Consider the following 17,867-nt stretch of genomic DNA (forward strand, 5'->3'; position numbering starts at 1 on the left):
GACAGGGCCGCGTCCGGCGCCGCGGAGTCGCCGCCCCGCTCGTCTCCCGGAAGGGTCACGCGTCGTCACCCTCGCGCATCGGAACCCGCACGCCCCGCTCGTCCGCGACCCGCTCCGCGATGTCGTAGCCCGCGTCCACGTGCCGGATGACGCCCATGCCGGGGTCGTTGGTGAGGACGCGGCGGATCTTCTCGCCGGCGAGGGCGGTGCCGTCGGCGACGGTGACCTGGCCCGCGTGGATGGAGCGGCCCATGCCCACACCGCCGCCGTGGTGGATGGAGACCCAGGACGCGCCGGAGGCGACGTTGACCATGGCGTTCAGGAGGGGCCAGTCGGCGATCGCGTCGGAGCCGTCGAGCATGGCCTCGGTCTCGCGGTACGGGGAGGCGACGGACCCGGCGTCCAGGTGATCCCGGCCGATCGCCAGCGGCGCCGCCAGTTCTCCGCTCGCCACCATGTCGTTGAACCGGTCACCGGCCTTGTCCCGCTCGCCGTAGCCGAGCCAGCAGATACGCGCGGGAAGGCCCTGGAAGTGGACCCGCTCCCCCGCCATCTTGATCCAGCGGGCGAGGGACTCGTTCTCGGGGAACAGTTCCAGGATCGCCTTGTCGGTCTTGTGGATGTCGGACGCCTCGCCGGACAGGGCGGCCCAGCGGAAGGGGCCCTTGCCCTCGGAGAAGAGGGGGCGGATGTAGGCGGGGACGAAGCCGGGGAAGGCGAACGCGCGCTCGTACCCGGCGAGTTGGGCCTCGCCGCGGATCGAGTTGCCGTAGTCGAAGACCTCGGAACCGGCGTCCATGAAGCCGACCATCGCCTCGACGTGCCGGGCCATGGACTCACGGGCGCGGGTGGTGAAGCCCGCCGGGTCCTTGGCGGCCTCGTCGGCCATGTCCTCGAAGGCCATGCCCACGGGGAGGTAGGCCAGCGGGTCGTGGGCCGAGGTCTGGTCGGTCACGATGTCGATGGGGGCGCCCTCGGCGAGCATCTGCGGGAGCAGTTCGGCCGCGTTGCCGAGGAGGCCGATGGAGAGCGGGCGGCGGGCGTCGCGGGCCTCGACGGCCAGCTCCAGCGCATGGCGCAGGTTGTCGGCCTTGACGTCGAGGTAGCGGTGCTCGATGCGGCGTTCGATGGCACGCGGGTCGACGTCGATACAGATCGCGACGCCGTCGTTCATCGTCACGGCGAGGGGCTGCGCGCCGCCCATGCCGCCGAGGCCGGCGGTGAGGGTGATGGTCCCGGCGAGGGTGCCGTCGAACTTCTTCGCGGCGACGGCGGCGAAGGTCTCGTAGGTGCCCTGGAGGATGCCCTGGGTGCCGATGTAGATCCACGAACCGGCGGTCATCTGGCCGTACATGGTGAGGCCGAGGGCCTCCAGGCGGCGGAACTCCTCCCAGTTGGCCCAGTCGCCGACGAGGTTGGAGTTGGCGATGAGGACGCGCGGGGCCCACTCGTGGGTCTGCATCACGCCGACCGGGCGGCCGGACTGGACGAGCATCGTCTCGTCCTGCTTGAGGGTGCGCAGGGTGCGGACCATGGCGTCGAAGGAGCGCCAGTCGCGGGCGGCCTTGCCGGTGCCGCCGTAGACGACGAGCTTGTCGGGGTGTTCGGCGACCTCGGGGTCCAGGTTGTTCTGGAGCATCCGCAGGGCGGCCTCCTGCTGCCATCCCAGGGCGCTCAGTTCCGTACCGCGGGGTGCTCGTACGGGGCGGGGTCCTGACATGGTCTGCCTCCTAGCGGACTGCGTGCAGCGGATTTTTCTCCTACTTCTATTCACATCCTGGCTTCGTGAATAGAACTAGTCAATACATCAGGGCGTCTCTCTGGGCAGGCTCAGGATGTTTGGCCGGATGTACGAGCCGGTTGTACCGCCACGGGTGACGACACGACGGGGAATGCGATGAGCGACGGAATCCAGGGTCACACGGACGCCACCGAACCCGGCGGCGCGCGCACCGCCCGCCGGGACGAGGCGGTCCGGGCCGCCGTGGAACAGGGGTTGTTGGGACCCGGCGCCCCCATCGCCGCGCTGCTGGACGTCACCGGCATCCGGGAGTCGGCGGCGGAGCTGCGGGCGGCGTTCGACGCGGTGACGGCACCCGGGACCCCGGTGCTGCACGCGTTCGCCGTGAAGGCGAGCCCGCTGGTGCCGGTGCTGCGGCTGCTGCACGAGGAGGGCATCGGCGCCGAGGTCGCGAGCCCCGGCGAGCTGGCCCTCGCGCGGGCGGCGGGCGTGCGGCCGGAGCGGACGGTGCTGGACGCGCCCGCGAAGACGTCGGCGGAGCTGCGGGAGGCGCTGGCACTCGGGATCGCCGTGAACGCCGACAATCCGCAGGAGCTGGAGCGCATCGACGGACTGATGCGGTCGGCGAGCAGCCGTTCGCCGCTCGGCATCCGGGTCAATCCGCAGATCGGCGGCGGGTCGATCGCGGCGCTCTCCACGGCGACGGCGACCTCGAAGTTCGGGGTGGCACTGCGGGACGAGGGGGCGCGCGAGTGGGTGGTGCGCGCCTACGCCGAGCGGCCGTGGCTGACCCGGCTGCACGCGCACACCGGGTCGCAGGGCATCCCGCTGACCTTGCTCGCGCGGGGCGTGGCGGAGACGTACGAGCTGGCGGAGGAGATCAACGCGCGGATCGGGCGGCCGCAGATCGACACGCTCGACATCGGCGGCGGCCTGGGGGTCAACTTCGGTTCGGACGCGACGACCCCGACCTACGCGCAGTACGCGCGGCTGCTGCGGGAGGCGGTGCCGGGGCTGTTCGACGGGCGGTACGGGCTGGTGACCGAGTTCGGGCGGTCGATGCTGGCCAAGCAGGGCACGGTGGTGGCCCGGGTCGAGTACGCGAAGAGCGCGGGCGGGCGGCCCATCGCGATCACGCACGCGGGCGTGCAGGTGGCGACCCGGACGGTGTACGCGCCGCAGTCCTGGCCGCTGCGGATCGCCGCCTACGACGGGAAGGGGCGCCCCAAGCCGGGCCCCGAGGTGGTGCAGGATGTCGCCGGGCCCGCGTGCTTCGCGGGTGACCTGCTGGCCGAGGGACAGGCGCTGCCGTTGCTGGAGCAGGGCGACTACGCGGCGGCGCTGGACACCGGTGCGTACTACTTCTCGGCGCACTACGCCTACAACTCCCTTGCCCGGCCCGGCATTTACGGCTTCGTGCAGGACGGCGCCGGAGGCGTGACGTTCGCGACCGTGCGCAGGCCCCAGACGACGGCGGAGATCGTGGCCGAGTCCGGAGGGGCGCACGCCGTCGCGCTCACCACCCTGCGCGCGCCCGGGAGCCGTTGACGCACACCGGTGCGAGCAGGGTTCAACTGACCCATGCAACTCGTGTGAAAACGGGGTCAGTTGACCCACCTTAGTCACTCGGGAGCATGTTCCACTGGAAAATGCCAGATCCCTCACCCCTCGGCCACACGGTGCGTAGCTTCGTCGTCACTCAGCCGAACCGCAGGCGGGAGGGGAGCCACGGTGCCCGGAATCGACGAGTGCTTACTTGAGGCCATGCGACTGCCCGGTGCCCGGGGCGCCGCGCTGGTCGACTGGACGAGCGGGCTGGCCCTGGGCGTCGTCGGGGAGTCCCCGGGCGGTGACCAGGAGGCCAGTGCCGCCGAGGCCGCCGAGCTGGCGCGGCTCGCGGCCGAGCACCGGGCGTTCGCGTCCATGGGAACGGACGGGGAGGAGGCCGACGATCCGCCGCTGGAGGACCTGATCGTCAGCAACCGGGACAGCTATCACGTGCTCCGGTTCGTACGGACGTCGTTCGACAGCAGCGTGTTCCTGCACCTGTGGCTGGCCCGCGCGGAGGGCAACCTCGCGCTGGCCCGCATCCGGCTCGGCGAGATGGCCGGACGGCTGGTGCTGGGATGACCGCGGTCAAGGCCACGCCCACCACCCCGCCGCCCCGGCTGCCGGTCCGGGACAAGGCCGCCGCCGGGGACCGGGGCTGGGGCGGCGTCTCGCCGATGCTGACCCGGCTCGCCGCCGAGGAGGCCACCGGTGTCCTCGTCCGGGAGCGCGGCAGCCTGCATCTCGTGGACGGCGGGGTCGTCCACGCCGAGAGCCCGTCCGCGCCCGGCCTCGACCTGCTCCTCACCGCGCACGGCACGCTGGGCGCCGAGGCGTGGGAGGCCGCGGCGAGAGCCACCGACGACCGGCACGCCACCACCCGACTGCTGCTGGACGGCGGCCTGTTGAGCCCGGGCGCGCTGGAGCTGTGCCATCTGGGGGCGCTGTACGACGCGGCGTACTTCGTGCTCGCGCCGAGCAGCACCCCGGGCCGTTTCCGGTACGGCGTGACGCATCCGCTCGGGGGTGTGCGGCCGGTTCCGGTGGCCGCACTGGAGCGGGAGACGCTGCGCCGCCGGGATCTGCTGCACCGCGTCTGGCCGGACGCGGCGACGGACGGCGCGCCGCTGGTGCGGACCGACCCCGTCGCGCCCCCGCCGGTCACGCCCCGGCAGGCCGCGGTGCTGGACCGGGTGGACGGCGTCCGTACGGCGACGGACATCGCGCGGGCGCTGGGCCGGCGGGCGTACCCCACGCTGCTGGACGTCCGGCGGCTGGTGTCGGCGGGGCTCGTCTCACCCCGGCCGGCCGTGCCCGCCGCTGTGACCGCACCCGGACCCGCGCCAAGAGCCGCGCCAGGAGCCGCATCCGTGCCGGACGTCGCCGATCCCGACATCACATTGCTGAAGAGGCTCAGGGATGCGCTGGAGGCCCTTTGAGTGGCAGCGGGCACGCGCCGAGAGGAGAGAGCCGATGGCCTCCGAGGCCGAGATCCTCGACGAGCTGCGGCGACTGAGAGCCCGGGTGCCCCAGCTGACCGGGGCGCTGGCGGCGGGCGTGGACGGTCTCGTCCTGGCCCAGGACACCCCGGGCGTCGAGCCCGAGCGGGTGGCCGCGCTGACCGTGACGGCGCTCGGCGTGGCCGAACGGATGGCGGACGCGACCGGGCAGGGCGACTTCCGCGAGCTGCTCGTGCGCGGGGTCTACGGCTATGTCGCGACCTACGCGGCGGGCCGGGGCGCCGTGCTGACCGTGCTCGCCCAGGACCGCGTCAACCTCGGCCGGCTGCTGTTGGAGGGCCGCCGGGCGGGGGCCCGGATCGGCGAACTGGTCGACGCCGAGGCGGCAGCCGAGGCCGAGGCCGCGGAGCGGTCCGAGGAGACGGCGCCCGCCAAGGCACCCCCGAGAACCACCACCGCACGACCGAGAACAGCGCGCGCACCACGCACCACCAACGCGCGTACCACCACGGAAAGTTGAACGGACCCAAGGGAGCACTGTCATGGCCAACACCGAAACCTCTCTCAAAGAGGCGCTGACCTCCATCGAGGGCGCGACCGGCGTCGCGCTCGTCGACTACACCAGCGGTATGGCGCTCGGCACGATGGGCGGCAGCAAGACCTTCGACCTCGGGGTCGCCGCGGCCGGCAACACCGACGTGGTGCGCTCCAAGCTGCGCACCATGGAGCACCTCGGCCTGAAGGGCGAGATCGAGGACATCCTGATCACCCTGTCGAGCCAGTACCACCTGATCCGCCTGCTCAAGGGGCGCGGCGGCAACGGCCTCTTCCTCTACCTGGTCCTGGACGCCAACCGGGCCAACCTGGCGATGGCCCGGCACCAGCTGAAGAAGATCGAGGCGGACCTGGAGGTGTAGCCGGCCTAGGCGAAGACGTCGCTGCGGCGGCGCGCCCCGCCCGGGGTCGCGTCGCCGGCGGCGATGCCGGTGGAGCGGTAGCCCTTGACCGGCTTGCCCGCGGGGGCGCCGTGGCGCTTGTCCAGCCAGTCGACGCGGACCCAGAGCAGCACGTCGTCGGCACGCTCGCGGCGGCCGAGCCACGCGGCCTTCAGGCGCAGCCCCGTACCGGCACCGGCGAGCAGCATGCCGCCCGCGGCGGGCACGGCGAACGAGGCGGCCAGCGCGAGCGCGAGAGCGAGGACGAGCCACCAGCGGTGGGCACGGCGCCAGTTCCGTGTGCTCACCGCGCGGTCCTGGAGCACGTCGTGCTTCCCGGCCCGGACGGCCCCGCGGGCGAGCTCGGTGTAGCGCTTGCGGCGCGCGTACGACACCACGGCCGCCGCGACGATGAACAGCGCGGCCCCGGCCATCACCCCGATCCGCCGCCCGGTGATGCCGGGCGGCAGCACCCCGACACCCGCCGCGAGCACCCCGAACCACCACATCGGGGCGGCCCCGGCCCGTACGACGACAGCCACTCGGGCCAGCCCCTGAACTCTCCGATCTCCGCGTGCCACGTCCCGCCTCCTGGTCGTCCCGGCACCGTTCCGTCCGGCGGGGAGACTAGTGAGCGAACGTGAGACGAGTCTGAGAAGTCGGCGGCGAGGACGGGTTTTCGGGCACGGACGCCGTAGGGCGCGGCGAACCGCGCGCCCAGCCACAACGCACCCGCACCCCAAACCCCACACCGTGCCACCCGCCACCCGGCACCCGGCACCCGGCACCCGGCACCCGGCAACTCTCCCGTCCGCCCGCGGAGCGCCCGTCACTCCACGAACAACCCCCGTGCCGCCGCCCGCGCGTCGAACTCCTCAAGCCTGGCCTGCGCGTCCGGCAGGTCGTCGCACATCGCCTCCAGCAGGACCCGGCCGAGCAGCATCGGCGCGCACGCCGTGTCGAAGGCGAGGCCGGTGCCGACGGCGGCCGGGATCAGCAGGTCGGAGACCTTGGCGACGGGGGCGAACGCCGAGTCCGCGACGGTGACGACGGTCAGGCCCGCCTCCCGCGCGTACGCCAGCGTGTCCACGACCTCGCGCGGATGCCGGGGCAGCGCGAAGCACAGCAGGGCGGTGGCACCGGCCCGGACGGCCGCGTCGATCCGGTCGTGGATCATCGTGCCGCCCTCGTTGAGCAGCCGTACGTCCGGATGGACCTTGGCGGCGAAGTACGCGAAGCCGTACGCCTGGGAGGCCGCCGCGCGCAGGCCGAGGACGGGCAGCGGGCGCGAGGCGGCGAGCAGGCGGCGCGCCTTGGCGACCGGCCGGGGGTCGGCCAGTATCTCGGCGAGGTGCCTGAGGTTCTCGATCTCGGCCTCTACGGCCTGCTGGTACTCGTTGTACGACGCCGTGTCCGGTGCCGACTCGGCGGGCGTGACCTCGCGGAGGTGTCTGCGCAGCGCCGGGTAGCCGTCGAAGCCGAGGGCGACCGCGAAACGGGTCACGGAGGGCTGGCTGACACCGGCGAGTTCGGCGAGTTCGACGCTGGAGAGGAACGGCACGTCGGCGGCGCGGCGCACCATGCTGTGCGCGATGCGCCGCTGGGTCGGCGTGAGCCGGTGCCCCTCGAAGAGCGTCTGCAACCGTGCGGCCGGGCTGTCGGTCACACCCACACTCCTGTCCGCGGACGGGTCCTCGCTAGGCTCCGCGCTCCTGTCCGCACTCCCGTCCCCACTTCTGCCCACGCTCATGACGTGCTCCCCCTCCAGATCTCGGTGAACCGGTCCAGCAGTCCCGCCGCCGCCGTCACATCGTCCGTGAGCGGCCGGTCCGCCGTCTCGTCGACGAGCACCGACTCGGCCAGCTCCAGCGCGCGGCCGACCGGGAGTTCCGGGTCGGGCCGCAGACCGCGCTGGCGCAACGCCCGGACGGCGGCGACGAGTTCGCAGCCGACGACGAGACGGTACGCGCGGCAGGCGCGCAGTGTCTGACGTGCGGCGAGCGAGGCGAAGCTGGCCTGTTCCTCGACGCCCCGGGAGAGTACAGCGTGCCCGAGCGAGGCGGGAGCGGAGAAGGCCCGCAGGTCACCGAGGGCGGCGGCGGCGGAGTACTCCAGGATCATCACGCCGGAGGAGGCGGCCTCGTTGTCGGCGAGGAAGGGCTTGAGGCGGGTGAACGCGGGCTCGTTCAGCGAGGAGAGCCGGGACGTCGAGAGCCGGGCCACCTGGGTGAGGGCGAGCCTGAAGTGGTCCAGGGCGAGGACGAGTTGGGCCTGGTAGAAGCCGCCGTGGTGGTAGGCGGTCATGTCCTCGGCGGAGATGAAGGGGTTCTCGGCGGCGGCGTTGATCTCGATCGCGAGCACCGCTTCCAGCGCGTCGGCGGCGTCGTGCGCGGGCCCGTGGATCTGCGGCAGGCACCGGAAGCCGTACGGGTCCTGGATGCGCCCGAGCGGTGGGGTGGGCCGGTCGGCGGCTCCGATCAACTCCCGCATCCGCCGGGCGACTTCGGTCGAACCGTGGTGCGGCCGGGCGGCATGCACCGGCGCGGCGAACGGCTCGTGCGACCCGTCGACAGCGATCAGCGACAGCGCACCGACGACCTGCGTGGCCCCGATCAGCCCCCTCAACTCGTGCAGCGCGAGGGCGGATTGCCCGAGGGTGAGCGCGTTGCTGCTGATGAGCGCGAGCGCGTCGTTGTTGTCGAGGGGCTGGGGCTCGGGAACTCCCGCGCGGGCACGAGCGTCGGCGACTCCGGCACGGGCACGAGCCTCGGTATCTCCGGCACGGGCACGAGCGTCGGCGACTCCGGCGCCGGCACGGGGATCGGCACCTCCATTGCGGGCACGAGCTTCGGTAACTCCGTTGCGGGACAGACCACTTGAGGCCGCCCCACCCGCCTCGCCGGCCTCCCCCACCCCCCGCCAGGGATGCTCCCCCACCAGCGCCAGCCCCACCTGGGCCAGCGCCGCGATGTCCCCCGTCCCCACCGAACCGAACTCGTTGACGACCGGGTACACCCCGCTCTCCAGCGCCTCGCAGAGCGCGGTGACGACCGTGGGCCGCAGCCCCGCGCCGCCCGCCAGCAGCTGGTTCGCGCGGACCGCGAGCATCGCCCGTACTTCCCGGGCGGGAAGCTCGTCGCCGATCGCGCCGGCGTGGCTGCGCAGCAACCGCAGGCCGTGCTCGGCGGCGGCCTCCGTGGGCACGTCCTCGTTCCGGTTGGCGCCGACGCCGGTGGAGCGGCCGTAGACGCGGCCGGTCGCGGCGATCTGGCGGGCCGCGTCCCAGGACTCGGTCGCGCGCTTCATCGCGTCGGTGCCGGGGACCGGCCGGGCGTCCCCGTCGGCGAGCCGGACGACATCGGCGACGCCGAAGCCGACCCCGTCGAGGACGACGAGGTCGGAGCCTCCGGAGACCATCGCATCAGCCGTGTCCACGATCCGAGACGACATATAGCCCTAACTCCCCTCAATCCGGACACTCGATCTTGCCTACCGGTCATCCGTTACCTCGGATTAACGCGGAGACATTGACAAACTATTCAGACACCGAGAACTCTGCATGACGTTATACAGCCGGGCAAGGGACAACTCATGATCCAGTTCGACGCGGTCCACAAACGCTTCCCCAACGGCACGACAGCAGTTCACGACCTCACTCTGGAGATGCCGGAGGGCGGGGTCACGGTACTGGTCGGATCCTCCGGTTGCGGCAAGACGACCACCCTTCGGATGATCAACCGGATGATCGACCCGACCTCGGGCGTCATCAGGGTCGGCGGCAAGGACGTCACCCGTCAGGACGCGGCCGAACTGCGCCGCTCCATCGGCTACGTCATCCAGCAGTCGGGCCTCTTCCCGCACCGCACGGTGCTCGACAACATCGCCACCGTGCCGCTCCTGCTCGGCCACGGCAGGAAGAGGGCCCGCGCCCGCGCCGCCGAACTCCTGGAGACCGTCGGCCTCGCCGCCGACGCCGGGAAGCGCTACCCGCACCAGCTCTCCGGCGGCCAGCAGCAGCGCGTGGGCGTGGCCCGCGCACTCGCCGCCGACCCGCCCGTGCTGCTGATGGACGAGCCCTTCGGCGCCGTCGACCCGGTGGTCCGCACCCAGCTCCAGGACGAACTCCTCCGTCTTCAGAAGGAGTTGAACAAGACCATCGTCTTCGTCACGCACGACATCGACGAGGCCGTACGGCTCGGCGACCGCATCGCGATCTTCCGCACCGGCGGCCACCTCGTCCAGTGCGCGGCCCCCGCCGAACTCCTCGCCCGCCCGGCCGACGACTTCGTGGCCGACTTCCTCGGCGCCGAACGCGGCCTCAAGCTGCTCTCGCTGACGACCCTCGCCGAGGTCCCGCAGGGCCCGGCCCCCGAGGGCGGCCCGTGGACCCTCGTCCTCGACGAGGCGCGCAAGCCCCTGCACTGGGCGGCGAAGGACGCCGTCATACCCGTACGGCCCCTGACGGACGACGACTCCCTGCTCGCCGCGCTCGACGAGTCCGTCGCCTCCCCGAACGGCCTGATCGCCCGTGTCGACGCGGCCGGTGTCCTCACCGGCGTCTCCTCCCGCGACGACATCCACACCCACGCTGGCCGGGCGCACGCCGACGCGAGGGTCGCGGCATGACGATCGACTGGTCGTGGATAGGCGACCACACCGACGACCTGACCAGCCTCACGTTCTCGCACCTCCAGGCCGCGATGACCGCCGTCCTCCTCGGCCTGCTGATCTCGCTCCCGCTCGCGGTCGTGGCGCATCGGGTCCGCCCGCTCCGGGGCTTCCTGCTCGGCCTGTCGAACGTCCTCTTCACCATCCCGTCGATCGCGATCTTCGTGCTGCTGCTCCCGATCAGCGGCCTCACCCGTACGACCACGGTCATCGGCCTGACGGTCTACACGCTGGTCGTGCTGCTGCGGAACACGGTCGAGGGCCTCGACTCGGTCCCCGCGAAGACGAAGGAGGCCGCGAAGGCGATGGGCACGCGCCCCCTGCGCACGCTCCTCACCGTCGAACTCCCCCTCGCGCTCCCGGTGATCATGGCCGGTGTCCGTATCGCCACGGTCATGTCGATCTCGCTCGTCTCGGTCGCGACCTACATCGGCGACGGCGGCCTCGGCCAGCTCTTCACCGACGGCTTCCAGCGCGACTTCCCGACGCCGGTCATCGTCGGCGTCGTCCTGACCCTGCTCCTGGCCGTGGTGGCGGACGCCCTGCTGGTCGCCCTCCAGTACGTGCTGACCCCGTGGAAGAGGCGGCGCGCCTGATGTACGAACTCTTCAAGAACCTCGCCCAGTGGCTGACCAGCGGCTCCCAGTGGGCCGGTTCGGACGGCATCGCGCACCGCCTCGCCGAGCACCTCCAGTACTCGCTGCTCGCGACCCTCATCGCGGCCGCGATCGGCCTCCCCCTCGGCCTGCTGATCGGCCACACCGGCAAGGGCGCCTTCCTCGCGATCAACCTCGCGTCCTTCGGCCGCGCCCTGCCGACCGTCGGCCTGGTCGTCCTCGTCTTCCTCGCCAGCGGCCTGTCGATGTGGCCGGTGTACATCGCGCTGGTCGCCCTCGCGGTCCCGTCCATCGTCACGAACACCTACGCCGGGATGACCGCCGTGGACCCGGACGTGAAGGACGCGGCACGCGGCCAGGGCATGCGCGGCCACCAGGTCCTGTTCCAGGTGGAGCTGCCCCTCGCGCTCCCCCTGATCATGACCGGCCTGCGGCTCGCCCTCATCCAGGTGGTGGCCACCGCCACGATCGCCGCATACGTGTCTTTCGGCGGGCTGGGCCGGTACGTCTTCGACGGCCTCGCCCAGCGGGATCTCGTGCAGGTGCTGGGCGGTGCGGTGCTGGTGGCCGTCGTCGCCATCGTGCTGGACCTGGGCCTCTCCGCCCTTCAGCGATTCCTCTTCCGCCACCGGACGGCGTAGTCGCCTCGCCGGATGCGCCGTTTTCGTCTGCGGCGCCGTCGTGGCCGGTCGCGCAGTTCCCCGCGCCCCTTGGGTGCGTCGCCCCTCGGGGCGCTGCCGAACCACCCCGGACTTCACCCGACCTCGCCCAGGGAACCCGAAGGACCCGAAATGAACCGTCGCACTCTCCTCGGCGCCCTCGCCGGAACGGCCGTCGCCGTCCCCGTCCTGTCCGCCTGCTCCAGCGGCGTCACCTCGCTCGACGGCGGTGGCTCGTCCGGCGGCGGCAGCGCCTCCAGCAAGAACGGCGTCACCATCGGCACCGCCAACTTCACCGAGAACCAGGTCCTCGGCTACCTCTACGCCGCCGCCCTCGAAGCGGCCGGCGTGAAGGTCAAGGTCCGCCCCAACCTCGGCACCCGCGAGATCGTCTTCCCCGCCCTCAAGAGCGGCGACATCGACCTCCTCCCCGAGTACCAGGGCTCCCTGCTCACCTACCTCCGGCCCACGTCCAAGGTCGCGGAGGCCGGCGAGATGCAGAACTCCCTCACCCTCGCCCTCCCCTCCGGCCTCCAGGTCCTCCCCTACGGCATCGCCGAGGACGCGGACTGCTTCGTCGTCACCCGCGCGACCGCCCGGAAGTACGGCCTGACCTCGCTGGCCGACCTGGCGAAGCACAACGGCAAGCTGACCCTGGGCGCCTCCGCCGAGGTGAAGACACGTCAGGTGGGCGTCGTAGGACTGAAATCGGTCTACGGCGTGGAGTTCAAGGAGTTCAAGTCCCTTGATTCGGACGGGCCGTTGGTGAAGGGCGCGCTGAAGAAGGGGGATGTGGACGTGGCGAACCTGTTCACCACCGACACCGACATCAAGGCCAACGACTGGGTGGTCCTGACCGACCCCAAGACGCTGATCCCCAGTCAGCACATCGTCCCGCTGGTCGCCGACCGCGTGGCCGACCCCACCGTCCGCAAGGCCCTCGCCCGGCTCGGCAACCTCCTCACCACCGCCCAGCTCACCGAGCTGAACCGGCAGGTGGACAAGGACAAGAAGGACCCGGAGGACGTGGCGAACACCTACGCCCGACAGCACGGCATCACGAAGTAACGGCCGGTCGGGATGGATCGAGGTGCGCATCTCCGGGTGGGCAGGGCGGTCGTCGGCGGGTGCTGGAGTCGCCGGGTGCTCCCGGTGAACCCGACGTCCAACAGGGGGGCTATCCCCAGTGCGGCGGGGGATACGGCTCCCTAACCTGAGTCGCATGACGGGAATGGACGCGCACGACGTCGAACTCAAGAAGGAACTCAACGCCACCCTGCACGCACGCAGGGAACTCGGCGACGAGTACGAGTCGGCGCTGGTCGACTCCTTCCTGGACAAGGTCGACCAGCGCATCGACGGCGCGGTGGAGCGCCGGGTGCGCAGGCAGATGGCCGAGCAGCAGATGGTGGTCGCCCGCGGCTCCCGTTCGCCGCAGGGCACCGACTCCTGGGGCGAGCGCTTCGGCTTCGGCATCGTCTCGATGGTCCTGGCGATCCCGCTCTCCGCGATCGGCGGCGGCATCGCCCACCTCCCCGGCCTGCTGGTGGCCTGGGCCGGCATCGTCGGCGTGAACGTCGTCCAGGCGACGCGGTCCAACCCGGGGCTCTTCGGCGGACGGCGGCGCAAGTCGTCCCAGGACAGTGACTGGGAAGACTGAGAAAGCCGGGAAAAGGCTATGCGCGGGGACCGCCGCACCCCCCGTTGCCGGGAGGGCGGGACGACGGCGGTCCCCGCGAGGGACGCGTGCCGGGTCAGGGCCGGGCGTGCGCGTCCTAGGCGTCGGTGGAGGTCCGGGAGCCGCTCCGGAGGTCCGTGACGCCGTTTTTGTGTCGGCGAGGCGGGGAGCCGCTCCCGCCCTGCCGACACCCACTAATCTGCACGACGCGTGTTAAGCGTGTGCTGCGTGGACGTGACGCCCTCGTACCACTTCCACGAAGTCCACCGTTTCGGCGGGCAACCGCAAAGTCGCCGCCGACACGGCCCGTTCACCGGACGTTCGTCACTGCTTCCCGCCCTTGGCGAGGAAGGACAGCAGATCCTGTCGGCTGATGACACCGGTGGGCTTGCCCTCGACCAGGACGATGGCCGCGTCGGCGGCGCCCAGCACGGACATCAGGTCGCCCACCGGTTCGCCGGAGCCGACCTGCGGCAGCGGGGCCGACATGTGCTTCTCCAGCGGGTCGGTCAGGGAGGCGCGCTGGGTGAACAGGGCGTCCAGCAGCTCCCGTTCGACGACCGAGCCGACGACCTCCGCCGCCATGACGTCGGGGTGACCGGCGCCCGGCTTCACGATCGGCATCTGCGAGACGCCGTACTCGCGCAGGACCTCGATGGCCTCGCCGACGGTCTCGTCCGGGTGCATGTGCACGAGGGACGGGATGGCGCCGTGCACCTTGTCGTTGAGGACGTCGGCGACGCGGGCGCTGGGGCCCTCGTCCTCCAGGAAGCCGTAGTCGGCCATCCACTCGTCGTTGAAGATCTTGGAGAGATAGCCGCGGCCGCTGTCGGGCAGCAGGACGACCACGACGTCGTCGGGACCGAGCCGCTCGGCGACCCGCAGCGCGGCCACGACGGCCATGCCGCAGGAGCCGCCGACGAGCAGGCCCTCCTCCTTGGCGAGCCGGCGGGTCATCTGGAAGGAGTCCTTGTCGGACACGGGGACGATCTCGTCCGCGACGGTCCGGTCGTAGGCGGTCGGCCAGAAGTCCTCGCCGACGCCCTCGACGAGGTACGGCCGCCCGGAGCCGCCGGAGTAGACGGAGCCCTCGGGGTCGGCGCCGATGACCTGGACGGAGCCGTCGCTGGCGTCCTTGAGGTAGCGGCCCGTGCCGGAGATGGTGCCGCCCGTCCCCACACCCGCGACGAAGTGGGTGATCTTCCCCTCGGTCTGCTCCCACAGCTCGGGGCCGGTCGAGTGGTAGTGGGAGAGGGGGTTGTTCGGGTTGGAGTACTGGTCCGGCTTCCAGGCACCCGGCGTCTCACGGACCAGGCGGTCGGAGACGTTGTAGTACGAGTCCGGGTGCTCGGGGTCCACGGCGGTGGGGCACACGACCACCTCGGCGCCGTACGCGCGCAGCACGTTGATCTTGTCGGTGGACACCTTGTCGGGGCACACGAAGATGCAGTGGTACCCCTTCTGCTGGGCGACGATGGCGAGGCCGACACCGGTGTTGCCGCTGGTCGGCTCGACGATGGTGCCGCCGGGCTGAAGCTCCCCGCTCTTCTCGGCCGCCTCGATCATGCGCAGCGCGATGCGGTCCTTCACGGATCCGCCGGGGTTGAAGTACTCCACCTTGGCCAGAACGGTCGCCTGGACACCCGCGGTCACGCTGTTGAGCCTCAGCAGCGGGGTGTTGCCGACGAGGCTGATCATCGAGTCGTGGAATTGCACCGTTGTCTCCGGTTGCTGCAAAAGAAGTGGTCGTGATTGGTTCCGCCAGCCTAAGGCCCGAAATCCACGTTCACCGACTGTTGAGATTGGGCGACCTGCTGTTCGGGGCAAGGAGTGGATGACGGCTCAGAGGAGGTGGCGGCGACGTATGACGAGGATGTCGAGGGCACGGGTGGCCCGGCGGATCGCGGCCGGTGCGGCGTACGGCGGTGGCGGGGTCGGCCTGGTGGGCGCGGCGGCCGTCGGGCTGGTGCTGGCCGAGGTCCGGTTCGTGAAGCGGCATGTGGGCAACGGCCACGGTCCGGGCAGCAACCATGTGCCCAGCGCCGACGGCCGGTACGGCCATTCCTACGACACTCCGGGTGAACCTCCCCTGCGCCTGACCATGCTCGGCGACTCCACGGCCGCGGGACAGGGCGTGCACCGCGCGGCACAGACCCCGGGCGCACTGCTCGCCTCGGGCCTCGCCGCGGTCGCGGAACGCCCGGTCGAGCTGCGCAACGTGGCGCTCCCCGGCGCCCAGTCCGACGACCTGGACCGCCAGGTGGCGCTGGCCCTCGCGGACACCACCCGGGTGCCGGACGTCTGCGTGATCATGATCGGCGCGAACGACGTCACCCACCGCATGCACCCGACCCGCTCGGTACGCCATCTGTCGGCGACGGTACGCCGGCTGCGCACGGCCGGTGCCGAGGTCGTCGTCGGCACCTGTCCCGACCTCGGGACGGTGGAGCAGGTCCAGCAGCCCCTGCGCTGGCTGGCCCGCCGGGCGTCCAGACAGCTGGCGGCGGCCCAGACGATCGGCACGGTCGAGCAGGGCGGGCGCACGGTGTCGCTGGGCGACCTGCTGGGCCCCGAGTTCGCGGCGAACCCGCGTGAGCTGTTCGGCCCGGACAACTTCCACCCCTCCGCGGAGGGCTACGCCACCGCGGCCATGGCGGTCCTCCCGACCGTCTGTGCCGCGCTGGGCCTCTGGCCGGCCGACGAGGACCGTCCGGACGCGTCCCGCCGCGAGGGCTTCCTGCCGGTGGCACGGGCCGCCGCGGAGGCCGCCTCGGAGCCGGGCACGGAGGTCACGGCGGCGATGCCGACGGGTCCCCGGGGCCCGTGGGCCCTGCTGAAGCGCCGGAAGAGGCGGCGGGTGCCGGAGGCCTCGCCGATTCACGCACCCATTTCGGCGACTTCTCGACCCACCGAGTCGGGTGGTGGGTGGGCATAGGTCCGGGGGTCCAGGGGGTGGAGCCCCCTGGACGTCCGCCGCCGGCCCGCGCCGCCGACCCGCCCCACCGCCGGGGGCCCAAGCAAGCGCTTAGAAAACTGCGGTCAGGGTCACACAGCGATCCCCGTGACCTGTGCCATACGTGCGGGTAACTTCCGAAGGAGCCGTGCCAGTCCCCCGTACGAAACGCCAATGGAGCCGTGATGCCCGAAGCCGTCATCGTCTCGACCGCCCGCTCCCCCATCGGCCGCGCCGTCAAGGGCTCCCTCAAGGACCTGCGCCCCGACGACCTCACCGCCACGATCATCCAGGCCGCCCTCGCGAAGATCCCCGAGCTGGACCCGAAGCTCATCGAGGACCTGATGCTCGGCTGCGGCCTCCCCGGCGGCGAGCAGGGCTACAACCTCGGCCGGATCGTCGCCGTACAGCTGGGCATGGACCACCTGCCGGGCTGCACGGTCACCCGCTACTGTTCCTCGTCGTTGCAGACCAGCCGCATGGCCCTGCACGCCATCAAGGCCGGCGAGGGCGACGTCTTCATCTCGGCCGGTGTCGAGATGGTCTCCCGTTACGCCAAGGGCAGCTCGGACGGCCTCCCGGACACCACCAACCCGGTCTTCGCCGAGGCACAGGCCCGCACCGCCGCCACCGCCGCGTCCGAGGGGTCGACCTGGCACGACCCGCGCGAGGACGGCCTGCTCCCCGACCCGTACATCGCGATGGGCCAGACCGCGGAGAACCTCGCCCGGATCAAGGGCGTCACCCGCCAGGACATGGACGAGTTCGGCGTCCGCTCGCAGAACCTCGCCGAGGAAGCCCTGAAGAACGGCTTCTGGGAGCGCGAGATCACCCCGGTCACGCTGCCCGACGGCACGGTCGTGTCGAAGGACGACGGCCCGCGCGCCGGCGTCACCCTGGAGGGTGTCTCCGGCCTGAAGCCGGTGTTCCGCCCCGACGGCATGGTCACGGCCGGCAACTGCTGCCCGCTGAACGACGGCGCCGCCGCGGTCGTCATCATGAGCGACACCAAGGCCCGCGAGCTGGGCCTGACCCCGCTGGCCCGGATCGTGTCGACCGGTGTCTCCGGCCTCTCCCCCGAGATCATGGGCCTCGGCCCGGTCGAGGCGTCGAAGCAGGCGCTGGGCCGCGCCGGTCTCACCGTCGACGACATCGACCTGTTCGAGATCAACGAGGCGTTCGCCGCCCAGGTGATCCCGTCCTACCGCGACCTGAACATCCCGCTGGAGAAGCTGAACGTGAACGGCGGCGCCATCGCGGTCGGCCACCCCTTCGGCATGACCGGCGCCCGCATCACCGGCACCCTGATCAACTCCCTCCAGTTCCACGACAAGCAGTTCGGTCTGGAGACGATGTGCGTCGGCGGCGGCCAGGGCATGGCGATGGTCATCGAGCGCCTCAGCTAGTCAACTCCCCGTAGCCGCATGGGAACTTTGCGTCACCTTTCGGCCCGGAATCCGGCAACCGCCTGGGTTCTGGGCCGATTTGTGATCCAATCTCCCCCAGGATGTGACCTATCTCCCTTCGAAGAGGGATTTCCCCAGGTCAGGACCGTTTCACCACCAAACATCAGGCCCAAAGTCCTGCCCGTTTCGTGACGTTACGCAC

The 17,867-nt window shown here is 71.6% G+C and carries 17 protein-coding genes; 12 read left to right on the forward strand and 5 right to left on the reverse strand.

Annotation, left to right across the window (positions count from 1 at the left end; all coding sequences use genetic code 11):
- Positions 1-55 precede the first annotated feature (55 nt).
- Complete coding sequence (gene hutU / locus ACIRB1_RS12405; RefSeq protein WP_403465490.1) at positions 56-1,720, reverse strand: urocanate hydratase; 1,665 nt, start codon at positions 1,718-1,720, stop codon at positions 56-58.
- 177 nt (positions 1,721-1,897) lie between these two features.
- On the opposite strand from hutU, the gene ACIRB1_RS12410 reads away from it, so the two are divergent.
- The 5 genes from ACIRB1_RS12410 (at position 1,898) to ACIRB1_RS12430 (ending at position 5,666) form a co-directional block, all read left to right on the forward strand.
- Positions 1,898-3,289, forward strand: coding sequence for a diaminopimelate decarboxylase (locus ACIRB1_RS12410; protein WP_403465491.1), 1,392 nt, complete (start codon positions 1,898-1,900; stop codon positions 3,287-3,289).
- Positions 3,290-3,472: 183 nt separating this feature from the next.
- Complete coding sequence (locus ACIRB1_RS12415; RefSeq protein WP_266771584.1) at positions 3,473-3,871, forward strand: hypothetical protein; 399 nt, start codon at positions 3,473-3,475, stop codon at positions 3,869-3,871.
- Entirely contained in the window at positions 3,868-4,728 is an 861-nt protein-coding gene (locus ACIRB1_RS12420; protein ID WP_403465492.1) for a transcriptional regulator, read from the forward strand. The genes ACIRB1_RS12415 and ACIRB1_RS12420 overlap by 4 nt, the downstream gene beginning before the upstream one ends.
- Positions 4,729-4,762: 34 nt before the next feature.
- Entirely contained in the window at positions 4,763-5,269 is a 507-nt protein-coding gene (locus ACIRB1_RS12425) for a roadblock/LC7 domain-containing protein (protein WP_403465493.1), read from the forward strand.
- Between the two features lie 22 nt (positions 5,270-5,291).
- On the forward strand, positions 5,292-5,666 hold the full coding sequence (locus ACIRB1_RS12430; RefSeq protein ID WP_266771580.1) for a hypothetical protein: 375 nt from the start codon (positions 5,292-5,294) through the stop codon (positions 5,664-5,666).
- A gap of 5 nt (positions 5,667-5,671) precedes the next feature.
- Here the strand turns inward: ACIRB1_RS12430 and ACIRB1_RS12435 are convergent, their stop codons facing one another.
- The 3 genes from ACIRB1_RS12435 to ACIRB1_RS12445 all read right to left on the reverse strand — a co-directional run bounded on the left by ACIRB1_RS12435 (position 5,672) and on the right by ACIRB1_RS12445 (position 9,134).
- Positions 5,672-6,265 carry a hypothetical protein gene (locus tag ACIRB1_RS12435; protein ID WP_403465494.1) on the reverse strand — a complete coding sequence of 198 codons (594 nt, stop codon included), beginning with the start codon at positions 6,263-6,265 and terminating at the stop codon, positions 5,672-5,674.
- A gap of 248 nt (positions 6,266-6,513) precedes the next feature.
- Positions 6,514-7,434 (reverse strand): MurR/RpiR family transcriptional regulator, encoded by a 921-nt coding sequence (locus ACIRB1_RS12440; protein WP_403465496.1) that lies wholly within the window; start codon positions 7,432-7,434, stop codon positions 6,514-6,516.
- Entirely contained in the window at positions 7,431-9,134 is a 1,704-nt protein-coding gene (locus ACIRB1_RS12445) for an aromatic amino acid ammonia-lyase (RefSeq protein WP_352181979.1), read from the reverse strand. The genes ACIRB1_RS12440 and ACIRB1_RS12445 overlap by 4 nt, the downstream gene beginning before the upstream one ends.
- Positions 9,135-9,275: 141 nt before the next feature.
- On the opposite strand from ACIRB1_RS12445, the gene ACIRB1_RS12450 reads away from it, so the two are divergent.
- The 5 genes from ACIRB1_RS12450 to ACIRB1_RS12470 all read left to right on the forward strand — a co-directional run bounded on the left by ACIRB1_RS12450 (position 9,276) and on the right by ACIRB1_RS12470 (position 13,288).
- Positions 9,276-10,310, forward strand: a complete 1,035-nt coding sequence (locus ACIRB1_RS12450; protein WP_403465497.1) for an ABC transporter ATP-binding protein — start codon at positions 9,276-9,278, stop codon at positions 10,308-10,310.
- Entirely contained in the window at positions 10,307-10,948 is a 642-nt protein-coding gene (locus tag ACIRB1_RS12455; protein ID WP_037748117.1) for an ABC transporter permease, read from the forward strand. Before ACIRB1_RS12450 ends, ACIRB1_RS12455 begins: the two co-directional genes overlap by 4 nt.
- On the forward strand, positions 10,948-11,610 hold the full coding sequence (locus ACIRB1_RS12460) for an ABC transporter permease (RefSeq protein ID WP_352181977.1): 663 nt from the start codon (positions 10,948-10,950) through the stop codon (positions 11,608-11,610). The genes ACIRB1_RS12455 and ACIRB1_RS12460 overlap by 1 nt, the downstream gene beginning before the upstream one ends.
- Positions 11,611-11,760: 150 nt before the next feature.
- Complete coding sequence (locus ACIRB1_RS12465; protein WP_403465498.1) at positions 11,761-12,696, forward strand: ABC transporter substrate-binding protein; 936 nt, start codon at positions 11,761-11,763, stop codon at positions 12,694-12,696.
- Positions 12,697-12,859: 163 nt separating this feature from the next.
- The gene (locus ACIRB1_RS12470; RefSeq protein ID WP_352182148.1) at positions 12,860-13,288 is read left to right on the forward strand and encodes a hypothetical protein; all 429 of its coding nucleotides are present in this window, start codon (positions 12,860-12,862) and stop codon (positions 13,286-13,288) included.
- A 342-nt stretch (positions 13,289-13,630) separates the two neighbouring features.
- On the opposite strand, the gene ACIRB1_RS12475 is transcribed toward ACIRB1_RS12470, so the two are convergent.
- Positions 13,631-15,022, reverse strand: coding sequence for a cystathionine beta-synthase (locus tag ACIRB1_RS12475; protein WP_352181975.1), 1,392 nt, complete (start codon positions 15,020-15,022; stop codon positions 13,631-13,633).
- Positions 15,023-15,170: 148 nt separating this feature from the next.
- On the opposite strand from ACIRB1_RS12475, the gene ACIRB1_RS12480 reads away from it, so the two are divergent.
- Both ACIRB1_RS12480 and ACIRB1_RS12485 read left to right on the forward strand, forming a co-directional pair.
- Positions 15,171-16,241, forward strand: coding sequence for an SGNH/GDSL hydrolase family protein (locus ACIRB1_RS12480; protein ID WP_352181974.1), 1,071 nt, complete (start codon positions 15,171-15,173; stop codon positions 16,239-16,241).
- A 203-nt stretch (positions 16,242-16,444) separates the two neighbouring features.
- A complete protein-coding gene (locus ACIRB1_RS12485; RefSeq protein ID WP_352181973.1) occupies positions 16,445-17,665 on the forward strand; it encodes an acetyl-CoA C-acetyltransferase in 1,221 nt (406 codons plus the stop codon).
- Positions 17,666-17,867 lie beyond the last annotated feature (202 nt).

This window comes from Streptomyces sp. NPDC096013, from assembly GCF_044763565.1.
Classification (GTDB): Bacteria; Actinomycetota; Actinomycetes; order Streptomycetales; family Streptomycetaceae; genus Streptomyces.

Excerpts from the sequence above, each read along its gene's own strand:
- ACIRB1_RS12460 (WP_352181977.1), top strand. The coding sequence starts at position 10,948 with ATGTACGAACTCTTCAAGAACCTCGCCCAGTGGCTGACCAGCGGCTCC.
- ACIRB1_RS12450 (WP_403465497.1), top strand. The coding sequence starts at position 9,276 with ATGATCCAGTTCGACGCGGTCCACAAACGCTTCCCCAACGGCACGACA.
- ACIRB1_RS12410 (WP_403465491.1), top strand. The coding sequence starts at position 1,898 with ATGAGCGACGGAATCCAGGGTCACACGGACGCCACCGAACCCGGCGGC.
- ACIRB1_RS12440 (WP_403465496.1), bottom strand. The coding sequence starts at position 7,434 with ATGAGCGTGGGCAGAAGTGGGGACGGGAGTGCGGACAGGAGCGCGGAG.
- ACIRB1_RS12465 (WP_403465498.1), top strand. The coding sequence starts at position 11,761 with ATGAACCGTCGCACTCTCCTCGGCGCCCTCGCCGGAACGGCCGTCGCC.
- ACIRB1_RS12480 (WP_352181974.1), top strand. The coding sequence starts at position 15,171 with ATGACGAGGATGTCGAGGGCACGGGTGGCCCGGCGGATCGCGGCCGGT.
- ACIRB1_RS12455 (WP_037748117.1), top strand. The coding sequence starts at position 10,307 with ATGACGATCGACTGGTCGTGGATAGGCGACCACACCGACGACCTGACC.
- ACIRB1_RS12445 (WP_352181979.1), bottom strand. The coding sequence starts at position 9,134 with ATGTCGTCTCGGATCGTGGACACGGCTGATGCGATGGTCTCCGGAGGC.
- ACIRB1_RS12470 (WP_352182148.1), top strand. The coding sequence starts at position 12,860 with ATGGACGCGCACGACGTCGAACTCAAGAAGGAACTCAACGCCACCCTG.
- ACIRB1_RS12430 (WP_266771580.1), top strand. The coding sequence starts at position 5,292 with ATGGCCAACACCGAAACCTCTCTCAAAGAGGCGCTGACCTCCATCGAG.
- ACIRB1_RS12485 (WP_352181973.1), top strand. The coding sequence starts at position 16,445 with ATGCCCGAAGCCGTCATCGTCTCGACCGCCCGCTCCCCCATCGGCCGC.
- ACIRB1_RS12425 (WP_403465493.1), top strand. The coding sequence starts at position 4,763 with ATGGCCTCCGAGGCCGAGATCCTCGACGAGCTGCGGCGACTGAGAGCC.
- ACIRB1_RS12420 (WP_403465492.1), top strand. The coding sequence starts at position 3,868 with ATGACCGCGGTCAAGGCCACGCCCACCACCCCGCCGCCCCGGCTGCCG.
- hutU (WP_403465490.1), bottom strand. The coding sequence starts at position 1,720 with ATGTCAGGACCCCGCCCCGTACGAGCACCCCGCGGTACGGAACTGAGC.